The following is a 15,237-nucleotide window of genomic DNA, read 5'->3' on the forward strand; positions in this document are numbered from 1 at the left end:
CAATAATGAAATTGGTTGCATTTAACCCGAATTATGCAGTAGAAAATCTATTGCAAGATGAAACTACGGTAACATCAAGCACTTCGTTGTCTTGTAAATTTAACCATAGCGGTGCTATGCTAAAATTGAGAAAGCACTTGCTTTTGTACCGATTACTTCTCTTATGACGAAGCTCTATTACATAATTCGAGATTAAATTATTAGTATCGTAATTTAGTTGTCAATTTGATATACAGATTTATTATGATCGGTTTTACCCCAATATAACGTGTCTGTTTTTTTTCTATTATGAAATAGCTGTTTGTCAAGATTGGTAAGTTTCCAGTAACTTCCGTCTTCTGGGTTTTCTGGAGCAAACCTTGCGATTTTGGCATCTTCCCATATTTCATATTTAGTTACTAGAAGTGTAAAAAAGCTAATTACCGGTTTCAAAAATTTAAGAGCACGGTTCTTTATTTTCATTTGAACGAACACATGTAAATTTACATTGTTATTGTTTATAGGTGTTAAAAAAGTGGTGATGATGAATTCATTAGATCGTATAATCTTATGATTTTTATCAGTCCAATAATTATGATAAGAACCATGCAATGGTTTAAATCTAAACGTCCAATCATTATGATAATAATCCCCTTTATTTAAACCGTAAAACCATCGAAATATAAATGGTTGATCTCTGTATCTACACGAGCTAAAACCTTTAGTTTCTTCTTCTTCAATTTGCACTGAGAAATTTACGGTATCTAAGTGTTTTCTTTCAGCTCCAATAAATTTATGTACTTGAAAGGCGTGTTCTATTTCGCCAAAATTGTCAAGAACCACTTTTAATGGAGCTTTAAAGTTTTGAGTAAAACTACCAATATGGTTAAATCCATCTTTAGTGAAGTTTGGAAAAATAGCATCAGAGACATTTTTGTTTGCAACCCATATATAGCCATGTTTCTCCCATGTTTTCAGAGTATGTGTTTTACAAGTTCGTTTTGGGACAGAAGGACTGTATCCATGCCCCTCACCATTAATACTCCAAGCGTGATATGGACAAACAAGTTCATTTTTCTTATTGATTTTTCCCATGGCTAAATTAGCACCCCTATGAGGACAAGCGGCAGGAATAGCTTGAGGTGTATTTTTATGATCTCTGAAAAGCACAAAGCGTTTTTGATCAATAATCACTTCTTGTATTTTCCGTTGCTTTAATTTGCTTGATTTTAATACAGGGTGGGGAAATCTGAGTATATCAGCGTTATCTAAGTTTTTCATATGCTTATATGGTGTTAAGAAACAATAGCATGTGCCATTCTTACATGACCCAGCGTTTTTCCAGCTATTTTTCCTTCTGTATTTTTTAAATAGAGGCTTTCCAACTCGTCTGGACCTAGGTCTAAGTTTAGGTCTAGTTTACATTCGTTCACAAAAGATGAAGTGTCGTTAGGATTAAGACCAAAAAGAAACGGCTCTTTTATTTTTTTTAACCATTTAGCTATTTCTTTTCCTCCGTAGGTAGAGTGATCACCATTTACAAATGTTTCTAATGAATAGTCGAAGAGTATTGAACTACCTTTTTTACAAGACCCAACAAAGGTTAAAATTTCTCTCACAACTGATTCAGGAAGATAGTAGGAAACTCCTTCCCAAAGAAATAAGGTTCGTTTATGAGGGCTGAAACCATGAATTTTTAGTTCTGATTGGAATGATTTCTTGTTGAAATCAACCGGAATGAAGCTGAGGTTTTTTGGGAGGTCTTTAACTTTTTTATGTAGTACCTTTCTTTTGTATTGTTGTGTAGGACCAAAGTCAATTTCGTACACAAGTACATTTTTTAAATCATCCCTGAAACGAATAGCTCTAGTATCATACCCAGCTCCTAATATGACCAATTGCTCTATTCCATTAGCGATTTCATTTTTCAATATCGTGTCAAAGTGCTTCGTTCTTGTAATTGCAAAATAATACCCACCAGGAGATATTTTTTGAAGCACCTTTTTTAAAACTGAATGAGGCTGTATAGAGGTTAGTAGTTTGTATTTTGTTTGTAAAAAATAAGTGGCCATATGGTCTGAACAACGCAATGCTTGGTCTTTTTCTTTATAAGCCGCTGCTCTAAGAGCAGCGACTGATTCTGCCGACTTTATAGCGCGGCTTTTTTGTTTATTCATGGTTAAAGTTTGGGTTGTAAGCAAGTACTACAGATCCTTTTGACTTACCTTGATTATTATCATAAAATGTGATATCCGTATAAAAAAGTATAAGCTTAGATCTTGGAATTACTTTTCGGAGTGTAAGTTCACCCCAAAATTGGTCGGAATCGATAGCATTCAAAAATTTACCTTCTATCTTAACGATGAGCATTGATGACAACTGATTTTTTACAAAAGTATCGTAGTTTAATCCTGTAGCGCTCCATTCGGGAAATATGTTATGCATTAGCTTATGTTTAAAAGCATAGGCAAACATGGTGTATGATAATTGGTTAAAACAGATGTTAAATTCAACTGAATTAAAATGCCCAGTATCGTCTATATAACAACTTGTTGGAATTGAAAATTCTCCTTTTGCTACAATTAAGCTGTCACTTTCTTCTTTTATTGTTGTGTCGTCCGAGTAACTTACTATTTCAGATGATTTTAGGTAAGTGGTTGACTCCTTATATGGACTGAGTATTTGTGACATAAAGGATGGGTCAATTATTCTTGTTGCTGTGTGTGTTTCGTTTGGATTCATGAATATAGTTATAGGAAAATTGGCAAAAATTATACAGCATTTATTTCTTGACTCACTTCAGTATCTACTTTTCTGGATAAAGGGTACCCGTCTTTTAATGTAATTCTATACATCATGGTTTCCTCTTCTTTGGTGACTTCTTGATGAATATTGTCTGTTGGTGCTTTTTTTCTCCCAGAAGAATGTGCTAAAAACCGATTGTCCCAAATGATAACGTCTCCTTTTTCCCAACGAATTTCTTTTATAAACTCATCTGTCTCAGCAAAGTCGAGAATCTCGTTTAAAATTTCGGCGGATTTGTCCATACCTTTATCTTTGATACCAATGGTAAACCCTCGGGTTGCATAAATTGTTTTTTCACCTGTATATGGATGGGTGAGAACAGCAGGGTGAGCAACGGGTGCTTGAATATGGTCGACCATTTCTAAGATTTCTGTAACATCCAGCCCAACGTCATCGGGTCTTATTTTGTACCTGTATTTTCCACTATGTATAAATTCTGCATTTTCAATTTCACTAAGAAGGTTTGCAGGTAATTTTCGGTATACTTCTGACATATCAATAAACCTTGTGGTACGTGGAATATTAACGGGTAACACTTTAGGCATTAACATGGTTATAGCCTTAGGATCTGATTCAAAAGCTGTATCAGAATGCCAATAACCACCTGTTCTTGGAACACCAATTTTTTGTGTTTTTCCTTGTTTTACGTTAGAAGAAACAAAGATCAATTCGTGATCGGGGTGATTATAGTTTTCTTGGATATAAGGAATAGGCTCCCCTAGCTTATATGCCAAATTACAGAAATCTTCTTCTGAGAGTTCTTGGTTTTTAATAACAATAATGCGGTTTTTATACAAGGCATCTTTAAGGTTTTTAATAAGTTCTTCGTTAGAAAGATCTAAATCTGCATAAACGGCAGAGCCAATAGATAATGGTTTTAATTTCATATAGTTAATTGATTGGTTGTATTCGTAATCATTTTAATTTTTAAACACACACAACATACGATATGACCTTATTTCTACGTAAAAAATTAGTTTTGAAAAATAGGATATGTTCTAGTAGAGTTAGTCTTGTTTGGTACGTTTTAGGCCGTAAAATTATAGTTAGATAAGTGCCGAAACAATACTCATTTTCACTGAAATGATTATACGGGTTTTTACTAGCGTGTTGTACCTAGAAACCCTAGGAAATTAATTACTAACGTGAATTCGATTTATTTTACTTCCACAGAAGCTTAAGAAATGGTGAGATTTAATTTAAACAGACACAGGTTGGGTAGGATGCTGCTATACTAAAAAACAAACTCGAAAACACTGTCTTCAGTTCCGTCAAATATTTCCTGTAACCCTTTGTAGGTGAAGCCTAAAGAAGTCAGTACTTTTTGAGAAGCTTTATTTTCGGGTAAGGTAAACGCAACAACTTTAGATTGTTTGAGTGTTTTGTTTGCATAGTTCATAATACCTTTCGTGGCTTCAATAGCATAACCCTTACCTCTGCCAATAGGTAAGAAGGCGTACCCTACATCCAAGTCGTCAATATTTTCTCTTTTTAAAATGCTTGATACACCTATGGGTAGATTTGATTTTTTCTCGAAAACAGTAAAAAAACCAAGTCCGTTTTTACATAACTTCGGAATCATAATGTCCTTTAGAAACAGCTCGGTTTCATCAACGGATTTTACGTTTTTATCATTGATATTATTGATAAAATCAGCATCGTTGAATAACTTAAAGTAAAAAGGAGCATCAATGGTTGAGGCCTTTTTTAAAAACAGTCTTTCGGTGGGTATTAACATAGTTTAAAAATAGTTAAATACAATTAATAATGTACTTTTGTCGTGTTAATTTATACCAAAAAATGAGTTTATTACAAGAGTTACAAAGTAGAAGTGGAAAACAATGTGAATTGTGTACAGAAAGGAATGATTTAAACATATATGAAGTTCCACCCATTTCAACTGGTGGTGTTGATGGTAGTTTACTTGCATGTGGTACTTGTATTGAACAAATTGTCAACCCAGAGATTATAGATGTAAATCACTGGAGATGTTTAAACGACAGCATGTGGAGTGAGTTTAGAGCCGTGAAAGTAATGGCTTGGAGAATGCTCAATCGTTTAAAAAAAGAAGGTTGGCCACAAGATTTGTTGGATATGATGTATTTAGAAGGTGAAGAGCTGCGTTTTGCACAAGCATTGGGAGATCACTTAGATGAAAGTGAGAAGATCATACATCGAGATGTAAATGGAGTAGTTTTACAAGCTGGAGATAATGTGGTGTTGATTAAAGATTTAAAAGTAAAAGGCTCAAGTATGGTAGCAAAACAAGGAACGGCTGTACGCAGAGTGTCTTTAGATCCTGATAATGCCAAGTATATCGAAGGAAAAGTAGGAGGGACACAAATTGTAATTATTACAGATTACGTGAAAAAAATGGCTGAAAAGGAATAAAAAGAAGCGGTAGTCTGTTTTATTTCCAGAAATCATGACTCTTTTCATACAGTATAATTGTATTTAATCTTTTAGTATTGTGAAAGAGCTGGTTAGAAACTAACAAAATAATAAATTCAAAGAAACAAAAGGTTCAACATTTCATATGTTGAACCTTTTTATGTGGAATCTAATTTCCGGTATTATATCGATTTATAGGTAAAATTACTCAATCATTTCCTTGCAGTCATGTTTGCGAGTTACTTATAGATTGGTGTTTACCATAAAAAAGTATGGGCGGTAAATTAACCTCAGAAAAGTTGTTATTTCTCGGCGTTGTAATACACCTTATAAAACTTCATTTTTTTCTCCTCATCGTACCCGCGCTCTAAATATTCAGAAGGCGCATCAGGAGCATCTACATCAATCTTAATTTGAATGTTGGTATCTAGTTTAATTTCAGTTTTAAACTTACTTTTTTCCTTTTTTAATACAGCATCAGAAACTTCAAAATTATTACGAATGAGTACATCATTTAGCTTTTCAAAATGGCTTTTATAATCCTCAAACATATCTTTATGTTTGTCCTCAGCGAAAACATCATCTTTAAAAGAATGATAATCTACACTCTCATGCTCTTTAAAATAATCAACCGTATTGGCTAAAAAAGAACTTTGTTCCTGTTTACCAAATTCAGGTTTAATAATCTCTTCTGAAAACTCTTTACACAATTCTAGGTAGTTTTGTGTGTGTAAATTGCGATCATCCGCGTATTTGGCATTTAAAAAATTCTTAATCCAATACTGAGCGTCATAGTTATTATTATCAACCGATAATACCACAGTTCCTTCTGTATCAGAAGAATTTAAGATCAAACACCCTTTATCTAGTTTTTTCGTTGAAATACCCTTTTGTACCACTACATCATAGCTTTCATCATCTAGATACGTTTGGAAAAAATCAACTTTACTTTCAATTTTAAAAATACCAACAGCCTCCGTTAACACATCTTTGTATTCAATGCCTTCAAAATAAGCAACAATCACATCCCCAGTTTTAATATTGGCCGAGTTTGATTGCTCGTAGAGATGATTGACAATATTTTTAGAATGCTCAATAAAAGATTCTTCATTCTCAAAAATATCCGAGGTATACTTATTAATCTCGTTTAACCGAACATCAGCATGATGATTAAAACGATAACTCTGCGTTACCGAACCAAAAGGTTTTAATAAAAACGGAACCAGTAGCTCATAGCTTTCTTCGTCAAAACGAACTAAACTTTCTGAAAAAGCGTTTTGCCCACTATTGTATTTATTGGCTACTTTATGAATAATGCACTTACCGAGTTCTGTGCGTGTTCTTTTAATCATTTTCTAAAAATTACAAAGCAAAAATAAGTATTTTAGTGTCGTTAAAAATAGAAGAATATGAAATTATTAGGAATAGGATCAAGAATTAATCATTCTGAATATGGATTTGGAGTGGTAACCAATGTAGATAGTAATTATTATTGGGTTACTTTTCAGGAAAAAGGACTCGAAACGATTCCGTTAAACGAAGAGTTTGAAACTATAGAAGCTGTAAATCAAGAGGTAGATACGGTTAGCTTTTATGAAATAGAAAGCTCTTTGAGAAAGATACTAAAAAAATGGAGTGATATTACAGAAATAGCACCAATAGCCGATAAGTTTAAAGGAGGGAAATTAATTATTGAGCCAGCTGATACGAGTCTGACATCTAAAGAAATACCGATTGACACCTTTTTTCATAAAATAGTGATGGTACGAGATAGAATTAGAGTGATGGAACAAAAAATAAATGCGAGTAAAACTTTAGATGATCAAGATAAAGTAGAGTTACAACAATATATTACCCGAATTTACGGTAGTTTAACAACTTTTAATGTATTGTTTAAGTTAAAATCTGATAATTTCATCGGGGCAAAATCTAAATAAATTACGCTTATACCGATTAGAATTTGATACTACCTCTTAAATTCGTTTCACTCATTAAAAGGTTTCAAATAACCATCGGTATTATGCGCTCACAGTGATAGAGGGAATTCAGCGTACAATGGTATCACCTATAGATCGGTATTTACCATAAATCATTAGGGTTGGCGAATTAACATCAGAATTGGTGTTATATTATAGTTTGTTTACTTAAATATTTGTTTATAATTAATTCATAGAGTATTTAAAAACTGCTTTTGTTCAAATGTTATGAAGCCTGATGAGTGCCAATGCAATATTCGACTTAATTGCCATCAAAGCCAACACTATTTTGAATTTGTGCTTTTTTTTACTTTGATTTCTGGGTTTTTAATCTGTTATGGATAAACACTTTATGTAAATATTAGGAAATAACTATAGGTTTAACTTTAGTTGGTCAGGTAGTAGCTTAAAAGATTTTCTGTGATAAATGGTTGCTCCAAAATTACGAATAGCATCTCTATGCTCTTTAGTGGGGTATCCCTTATTTTTTTTCCAATTGTATTGTGGAAATTCTAGATGAATTTTTTCCATATAGTCATCTCTATATGTTTTTGCCAATACTGAAGCAGCAGCGATACTCATGTATTTTGCATCTCCTTTGACAATTGTTTGAAAGGGGGTTTTGTTATAAGGTTTAAATTTGTTGCCATCAACAATGATGAACTCTGGTTGCACTGTGAGTTTGTTAATAGAACGATGCATGCCTTCAATAGAAGCTTGCAAAACATTTAATTGATCTACTTCTCCCTGATGTATAAAAGCTACGCCGAATGCTAAGGCATTTTCTTCGATAAAAGGGCGTAATGCTTGTCGTTTTTTTTCAGAAAGCTGCTTGGAGTCGTTTAATAATTCGTGTTTAAAATCGGCAGGTAAAATTACGGCAGCCGCAACTACGGGGCCTGATAAACAACCTCTACCAGCTTCATCAGTTCCTGCTTCTAAAGAATAATTACTATAACGAAGTTTCAACATACTACAAATTAACAGTTTTCAAAGAAAATATTGGTAATTTTTTTCATTTTATTATTTTACTTTTGCACATATGAAGAAAATCTTTTTATTAGTAATTTTCTGTTTAATAGGTGCTAAAGCGTTTTCGCAATTAAAAACAGTTGATGGTGGGTATACTAGCCCGAATTCAACAGCAGTCGGTGATAAGCGTATAGACACCTTAAACAATGGCGAAATTGATGTGATACTGAGTGGCAAGACGAAGTATACCGACTATAAAATAATTTCCCATAAAAAGGATACAACCATTGTTGACACAACCTTAACAATAAAAAAGCACTACAAATTTAACTTTTTAAGAAAAGATGATTTTGAATTGTTGCCTTTTCATAATCAAGGGCAGACCTTTAATAATTTAGCCTACGATTTTAATAATACATCCCTTTTTCCCGATATCGGATTTCGAGCGAAACAACACAACTATGTTAATGTTGAAGATGTAAAATACTACGAGGTGCCAACGCCTACTTCTGAAATACTGTATAGAACTGGCCTACAACAAGGCCAGGTACTAGATGCCCTATTTACGGCTAATTTTTCCAAGAAGTTTAATATAGCATTTGCTTATAAGGGATTGCGATCGCTTGGAACATATAGGCGCTCTTTGGCTAGCACAGGTAATTTTAGAATGAGTTTTCATTATGAAAGTCCCGAAGGGCAATACGCGATAAAGGGACATGCCGTCAATCAAGATTTTACAAACCAAGAAAATGGAGGGTTAACCGATGAGTCTTTGGAGTACTTTTTAACAGATGATCCTAACTTTAGTGATAATAGAGGGCGATTAGATGTAAACTTAAGTGACGCCGAAAGTGTATTAGACGCAAAGAGATTGTTTTTTGAGCATACCTTTAAGATCTTATCATCTAAAGATACGCTTAGTAATCAAGATTTTTCCAATTTAAAATTGGGGCATTCTTTTACTCGATATTCTAAATATTTTGTGTTTTCTCAGGCAGATGGATCTGATTTTTTTGACACTAGTAGGGTAACGGGTGCGATTGGTGGTAAAACAAATTATTTGCTATATGATAATCAGTTGTTTTTAGATTTTAACTCGAAATATATCCTAGGAAAATTTAGAGTAAAAACAGGATTTGTAAACTATAATTACGGGTATGACAACCTGAATAATAATTTGGTCTCCATTACTAAAAATAGATTAAAAGGTGAGGCAGTTTCTGTTGGAGCTGATTGGAATGGGAACATAAAGAACTTTTATGTCAATGCAAAAGCAACATTAATCCCTGGAAGTGGAAGGTTGGCTGGAAATAATTTATATGCAGAAGCTTTTTATAAAAAAGACAGCGTGTTTACGATAAAAGGGAAAATGACTATTAGTAATAAGCAGCCTAATTTTAATTTTCAATTGCACCAAAGTAAGTACAACAAATATAACTGGGAAAATAACCTTGCTTCAATTGGAACCAGAGTTTTAGGAGGTGAAATAGCTAGTAAATGGGGTGATGCATCTTTAGATATTACCAATATTGATAATTATACTTATTTTAATGAAGAAGGGCTTCCAGAGCAATATGCTGGTAATATTAATTATCTGAAAATGAAGCTGTCAAAGGAATTTACTTTCGGGAAATTTGCAGTAGACAATACCGTAATGTATCAAAAGGTAGCTAGTGGAGATAGTGTTTTAAGAGTGCCAGAACTAGTAACTAGAAATACGCTGTATTATGCAGATAATTGGTTTAAAGGAGATCCTATTTTTGTGCAAATAGGGGCTACATTTAAATACTTCTCAAAGTATAAGGCAAATGCGTATAACCCGCTATTAGGAGAGTTTATGTTGCAAAATGAAACAGATATTGGGTATCCGACGCTGGATGTGTTTTTTAATGGGAGGGTAAAAAGAACCAGAATATACGTTAAGGCTGATAATATAAGTTCATTCTTTTTAGAAAAGAACTATTTGTCAGCACCAACATACCCGTACCGTGATTTTGTAATTCGTTTTGGTATTGTGTGGAATTGGTTTATCTAAGTGAATAGAGATCTAACTAGATTATATAAAGTATAATTGGATTAAAATAAAAATATCAACTAACCTAATAATCTTCGTTCGATGTAAACCCCGTTAGGTATTTAAAATAGATCTAGTCAATGGTTTAAAGGAGTAGAAAACTCAGGATTTAAAGCCTTCAATATAGAGCTAACTCTATAAGGTTAAATTATTAATCAATACTCAATTATTTTGACAATTAAAGCACAAACGGATCAGCAGAATCTTTTAATGCAAAAATAAAGGCCTTTAGAGTACAATTTAGAGGAGTGAGTAATGTAGAGTTCTTCCTATTCAGATTAACGCAAATTTTTGCATAACAACAAGATTTGAGAATGATCCTAAATATCACTACAAGGAAATGGCAGTGCAACTTTACCTAAGGATCGGAATAAACTAAAGCTATTCTGAATTTTTATAAGTTGTCCAAAAAAACATCCTATAAGTTTAGTGTTCTATAGTGCCGAAAAGAGAAATAAACATTAAAAAAAAGACTAACAATATTGTTAGTCTTTTTTTTGCTCCTCCTCTTGGGCTCGAACCAAGGACCCTCTGATTAACAGTCAGATGCTCTAACCAACTGAGCTAAGGAGGAATGTTCATGTAGAACTATGTTTTTTGGAAATTAAGGCCTCCAAAACGCCTTTTGCTCCTCCTCTTGGGCTCGAACCAAGGACCCTCTGATTAACAGTCAGATGCTCTAACCAACTGAGCTAAGGAGGAATTTAAAACAATTGTTGTTTTAAAATGCGAGTGCAAATTTAAGTGTTTTTTTTATTTCTCCAAATAAAAAACAATAAAAAATACAGGAATATAAATACTTATGAAGAAAGTGATTGTTTATTAGGTTTTTATTTAGAAATATTTTCAGTCATTTTAAACAGTAGTTTACATTATTAGTACATAAAATAAGAATAAAAAAAATATTTGTTTTTACTAAAAGTTGTACTTTTGTCAACATTATTCTTATATAAAGAAAAGTATAGCAAAAAATATGGACAAGTTTTCGTTCTTAAACGCAGCACATGCAGGTTTTATAGGTGATTTGTATGAACAATATCAAAAAAACCCTGATGCAGTAGAACCCAGTTGGAGAAGTTTTTTTCAAGGATATGATCTAGCAAATGAAGATTATGTACTTACAGATGAAGAAAATTCAATACAAATTCCAGAAGAAGTACGTAAAGAGTTTTTAGTAATTGATTTAATAAATGGGTACCGTACCAGAGGTCATTTATTTACCAAAACGAACCCTGTAAGAGATAGAAGGAAATATACGCCAACATTAGAAATTGAAAACTTTGGGTTGACACAAAAGGATTTATCCACCGTTTTCAATGCAGGAGAAATTTTAGGGATTGGGCCGAAAACCTTATCAGATATCATCAGTCATTTAACAACGATCTATTGCGATAGTATCGGGGTAGAGTATATGTACTTAAGAAACCCTGAGGAGTTAAAATGGTGGCAAAACCGTCTAAATGAAAATGACAACCACCCTAAATATTCGGATGATACAAAAAAATACATTCTTTCAAAACTGAATCAGGCGGTAGGGTTTGAGAATTTTTTACAAACTAAATACGTAGGACAAAAGCGCTTTTCTATTGAAGGAGGAGAAACATTGATTCCTGGTATTAGTATGGCATTACGCGATGCATCTGAAAAATATGGTGTAAAAGAAGTAGTGTTAGGGATGGCACACCGTGGTCGTTTGAATACCTTGGTGAATATTTTTAAGAAACCAGTTCGTGATTTATTTAGTGAATTTGAAGGGAAAGATTTTGAAGATCAAGGTATTGATGGAGATGTTAAATATCACTTAGGATTAACCCTAAGTAAAACATACAAAGAGGGAGAAGAAATCAAAATGAATTTAGTGCCTAACCCATCACATTTAGAAACTGTTGATCCAGTTGCTGAAGGTATTGTAAGGGCAAAAATTGATAACGAATATAATGGTGATGACAGTAAAATAGTACCAATATTAGTGCATGGTGATGCGGCTATAGCAGGTCAGGGTGTGGTATATGAAGTAGTGCAAATGGCACAGTTAAATGGTTATAAAACTGGTGGAACTATTCATGTTGTAGTGAATAATCAAGTAGGGTTCACAACCAATTACCTCGATGCACGTTCTAGTACGTATTGTACGGATGTAGCCAAAGTAACCTTATCTCCTGTATTACATGTAAATGCTGATGATGCAGAAGCAGTTTGCCATGCTATGCAACTAGCTGTTGAGTTTAGAATGAAGTTTAAACGTGATATATTCATTGATTTATTAGGGTACAGAAAATACGGTCATAATGAAGGAGATGAACCTAGATTTACACAACCGAATTTATATAAATCTATTGCGAAACATAAGAATCCAAAAATACTATACGCTGATAAATTAATTTCAGAGGGTAGAGTAGATGAAGCCTTTGTAAAACAAATTACAGATGAGTTTAAAGAGATGCTTGAAGTAGAGTTTCAAGAATCTAAAAAACAAAAGGTATCTCGTGTAAATGAATTTATGCCTGAAGTATGGAAAGGCTTTATTCGTAGGCAATTGGAAGCAATGTTGCAAGTCGTAGATACTACTTACAGTTTAGAGAAGTTAAAAGGAATAGCCAAGGTAATATCAACGGCTCCGGAAGGAGTGAAATTTGTGAGAAAAGCAGAACGTATCTTAAACGATCGGGCTAAGAGAGCATTTGAAACAAATAAATTAGATTGGGGAACCGCAGAGACTTTAGCATATGGAACGCTTTTAGAAGAAGGCTATGATGTGCGTATTTCTGGAGAAGATGTGGAGAGAGGAACCTTTTCTCATCGTCATGCAATTTTACGTGATGAAGTTTCAGAGGAAAGAATAAACTTGTTGAATACCAATCCAAATAATAAAGGAGAGATGACGATTTATAATTCGCATCTATCTGAATATGGTGTTTTAGGGTTTGATTATGGATATGCTATGGGAGCTCCGAATACCTTAACAATTTGGGAGGCACAATTTGGTGATTTTGCCAATGGTGCACAAATCATGTTCGATCAGTACATTTCTTCTGCTGAAGATAAATGGAAATTACAAAATGGACTTGTAGTGTTATTACCACATGGATATGAAGGGCAAGGACCAGAGCATTCATCGGCGAGAATAGAGCGCTTTTTACAATCATGTGGAGTAGATAACATGATAGTGGCCAATTGTTCTACACCGTCAAATATGTACCATATTTTACGTCGTCAGATGAAACGTGATTTTCGCAAGCCTTTAATTGTGTTTACTCCAAAGAGTTTATTGCGCTTACCTAAAGCGGTTAGTACTATGGAAGAGTTAGCAGAAGGAACGTTCCAAGAAGTAATCGATGATACAGTTGATACAACGAAAGTAAAAAAGATCGTTTTCTGTATGGGGAAATTTTACTATGATCTCTTAGAAGCTCGAGAAGAATTGAGTAGAGAGGACGTGGCTTTAGTTCGAATAGAACAATTATTTCCATTACACAATGACAAAATTAAGGCGATTATGGACAGGTATCCTAACGTAGAACGTTATGTTTGGGCTCAAGAAGAACCTAAAAATATGGGAGCTTGGGGGTATATGTTAGAGCGTTTTGAACTTGCTAAATTAGAATGTGCATCACGTGGTTATCATTCTGCACCAGCGGCAGGGTCAAGTGCACGCTTTAAGCGCCGTCATCAAGCAGTTATTAATACAGTTTTTGATTAATAGCGTACATTTGCATAGGGAAACGATAATAAATAGAAAAAAAATAATTCAGATAAATAAAATTTAAGACTGATGGTTTTAGAAATGAAAGTTCCTTCTCCGGGGGAATCAATTACCGAAGTAGAAATAGCAACGTGGTTGGTAGAAGATGGTGATTATGTTGAGAAAGATCAACCTATCGCCGAAGTAGATTCTGACAAAGCAACGTTGGAATTACCTGCGGAAGAAAGCGGAATAATCACTTTAAAAGCAGAGGAAGGTGATGCTGTGGAAGTTGGTGCTGTAGTATGTTTAATTGATATGGATGCGGCAAAACCAGAAGGAGGTGATGCTCCAAAAGTAGCGTCTGTAAACGAAGAAAAGAAAGAGGCACCGAAAGTTGAAGCTCCTAAAGAGACTTATGCAACCGGAACGGCTTCTCCAGCAGCTAAGAAATTGCTTGCTGAAAAAGGAATGAGTGCTTCTGATATCAAAGGAACTGGAAAAGACGGTCGCGTAACCAAAGAGGATGCTGTAAAAGCGGTTCCATCAATGGGAACACAACCTACGAACGGCTCTAGAGGAAGTGAACGAAAAAAATTATCAATGTTGCGTAGAAAAGTGGCGCAACGTTTAGTCTCTGTTAAAAATGAGACGGCAATGTTAACAACATTTAATGAAGTTAACATGCAACCTATATTTGATCTACGAGCTCAGTATAAAGAGGATTTTAAGGCAAAACACGGAGTAGGTTTAGGGTTTATGTCGTTCTTTACATTGGCTATTGTTAGAGCTCTAAAAATGTATCCAGACGTTAATTCTATGATTGATGGAGATTATAAGATAAGTCACGATTTTCAAGATATTTCTATTGCAGTTTCTGGACCTAAAGGATTGATGGTGCCTGTTATAAGAAATGCTGAAAATTTAACTTTTAGAGGGGTAGAGAGTGAAGTTAAACGTTTAGCCTTACGAGCTCGTGATGGTCAAATTACGGTTGATGAAATGACAGGAGGAACCTTTACTATTACCAATGGTGGAGTGTTTGGTTCTATGTTGTCCACACCAATTATCAATCCTCCTCAAAGTGGAATTTTAGGAATGCATAACATTGTAAATCGTCCTATGGCGGTTAATGGAGAGGTCGTAATTCAACCAATTATGTACGTGGCGTTATCATACGATCACAGAATTATTGATGGTCGCGAATCAGTAGGATTCTTAGTAGCGGTAAAAGAAGCCTTAGAGAACCCTGTTGAATTATTAATGGATAACAATCCAATGAAAGCTTTAGAAATGTAATATTTCAATAAATAAAAGCCCTGCTATAATAAGTAGGGCTTTTTTAGTTTACTGAATTA

Annotated in this window: 13 protein-coding genes and 2 tRNA genes; 6 read left to right on the plus strand and 9 right to left on the minus strand. The window is 34.0% G+C overall.

The features are described from left to right. Positions 1 to 213 precede the first annotated feature (213 nt). The 5 genes from AC2TDS_RS13580 to AC2TDS_RS13600 form a co-directional block, all read right to left on the minus strand. Positions 214 to 1,260, minus strand: a complete 1,047-nt coding sequence (locus tag AC2TDS_RS13580; RefSeq protein WP_484736122.1) for a Rieske 2Fe-2S domain-containing protein — start codon at positions 1,258 to 1,260, stop codon at positions 214 to 216. A gap of 14 nt (positions 1,261 to 1,274) precedes the next feature. After that, positions 1,275 to 2,156, minus strand: coding sequence for a class I SAM-dependent methyltransferase (locus tag AC2TDS_RS13585; protein ID WP_484736123.1), 882 nt, complete (start codon positions 2,154 to 2,156; stop codon positions 1,275 to 1,277). Next, positions 2,149 to 2,721, minus strand: a complete 573-nt coding sequence (locus tag AC2TDS_RS13590; RefSeq protein ID WP_484736124.1) for an FcoT family thioesterase — start codon at positions 2,719 to 2,721, stop codon at positions 2,149 to 2,151. Before AC2TDS_RS13590 ends, AC2TDS_RS13585 begins: the two co-directional genes overlap by 8 nt. A gap of 29 nt (positions 2,722 to 2,750) precedes the next feature. Next, positions 2,751 to 3,671 carry a TauD/TfdA dioxygenase family protein gene (locus tag AC2TDS_RS13595; protein ID WP_484736125.1) on the minus strand — a complete coding sequence of 307 codons (921 nt, stop codon included), beginning with the start codon at positions 3,669 to 3,671 and terminating at the stop codon, positions 2,751 to 2,753. Positions 3,672 to 4,018: 347 nt separating this feature from the next. Beyond that, entirely contained in the window at positions 4,019 to 4,522 is a 504-nt protein-coding gene (locus AC2TDS_RS13600; RefSeq protein ID WP_484736126.1) for a GNAT family N-acetyltransferase, read from the minus strand. Between the two features lie 62 nt (positions 4,523 to 4,584). Between AC2TDS_RS13600 and AC2TDS_RS13605 the strand changes: the two genes are divergently transcribed. Beyond that, complete coding sequence (locus AC2TDS_RS13605; protein ID WP_484736127.1) at positions 4,585 to 5,175, plus strand: PhnA domain-containing protein; 591 nt, start codon at positions 4,585 to 4,587, stop codon at positions 5,173 to 5,175. A gap of 302 nt (positions 5,176 to 5,477) precedes the next feature. Here the strand turns inward: AC2TDS_RS13605 and AC2TDS_RS13610 are convergent, their stop codons facing one another. Beyond that, complete coding sequence (locus tag AC2TDS_RS13610; RefSeq protein ID WP_484736128.1) at positions 5,478 to 6,527, minus strand: nucleoid-associated protein; 1,050 nt, start codon at positions 6,525 to 6,527, stop codon at positions 5,478 to 5,480. A gap of 57 nt (positions 6,528 to 6,584) precedes the next feature. On the opposite strand from AC2TDS_RS13610, the gene AC2TDS_RS13615 reads away from it, so the two are divergent. Then, the gene (locus AC2TDS_RS13615; RefSeq protein WP_484736129.1) at positions 6,585 to 7,112 is read left to right on the plus strand and encodes a DUF8685 domain-containing protein; all 528 of its coding nucleotides are present in this window, start codon (positions 6,585 to 6,587) and stop codon (positions 7,110 to 7,112) included. A gap of 411 nt (positions 7,113 to 7,523) precedes the next feature. Here AC2TDS_RS13615 and rnhB read toward each other — a convergent pair whose 3' ends face one another. Next, positions 7,524 to 8,123, minus strand: a complete 600-nt coding sequence (gene rnhB / locus AC2TDS_RS13620) for a ribonuclease HII (RefSeq protein ID WP_484736130.1) — start codon at positions 8,121 to 8,123, stop codon at positions 7,524 to 7,526. Positions 8,124 to 8,193: 70 nt separating this feature from the next. Here rnhB and AC2TDS_RS13625 point away from each other — a divergent pair, with 70 nt between their 5' ends. Continuing rightward, a complete protein-coding gene (locus AC2TDS_RS13625; protein ID WP_484736131.1) occupies positions 8,194 to 10,158 on the plus strand; it encodes a putative porin in 1,965 nt (654 codons plus the stop codon). A gap of 257 nt (positions 10,159 to 10,415) precedes the next feature. Further along, positions 10,416 to 10,496, plus strand: coding sequence for a hypothetical protein (locus AC2TDS_RS13630; RefSeq protein WP_484738956.1), 81 nt, complete (start codon positions 10,416 to 10,418; stop codon positions 10,494 to 10,496). Between the two features lie 201 nt (positions 10,497 to 10,697). On the opposite strand, the gene AC2TDS_RS13635 is transcribed toward AC2TDS_RS13630, so the two are convergent. Continuing rightward, positions 10,698 to 10,771: transfer RNA gene (locus AC2TDS_RS13635), tRNA-Asn, on the minus strand. A 54-nt stretch (positions 10,772 to 10,825) separates the two neighbouring features. Continuing rightward, a tRNA-Asn gene (locus AC2TDS_RS13640) sits at positions 10,826 to 10,899 on the minus strand. Positions 10,900 to 11,170: 271 nt separating this feature from the next. On the opposite strand from AC2TDS_RS13640, the gene AC2TDS_RS13645 reads away from it, so the two are divergent. Continuing rightward, positions 11,171 to 13,897, plus strand: a complete 2,727-nt coding sequence (locus AC2TDS_RS13645) for a 2-oxoglutarate dehydrogenase E1 component (RefSeq protein ID WP_484736132.1) — start codon at positions 11,171 to 11,173, stop codon at positions 13,895 to 13,897. 72 nt (positions 13,898 to 13,969) lie between these two features. Beyond that, positions 13,970 to 15,178 (plus strand): 2-oxoglutarate dehydrogenase complex dihydrolipoyllysine-residue succinyltransferase, encoded by a 1,209-nt coding sequence (gene odhB, locus AC2TDS_RS13650; protein WP_484736133.1) that lies wholly within the window; start codon positions 13,970 to 13,972, stop codon positions 15,176 to 15,178. Positions 15,179 to 15,237: the final 59 nt, after the last annotated feature.

The sequence above is a fragment of the Tenacibaculum profundicola genome, from assembly GCF_057220795.1.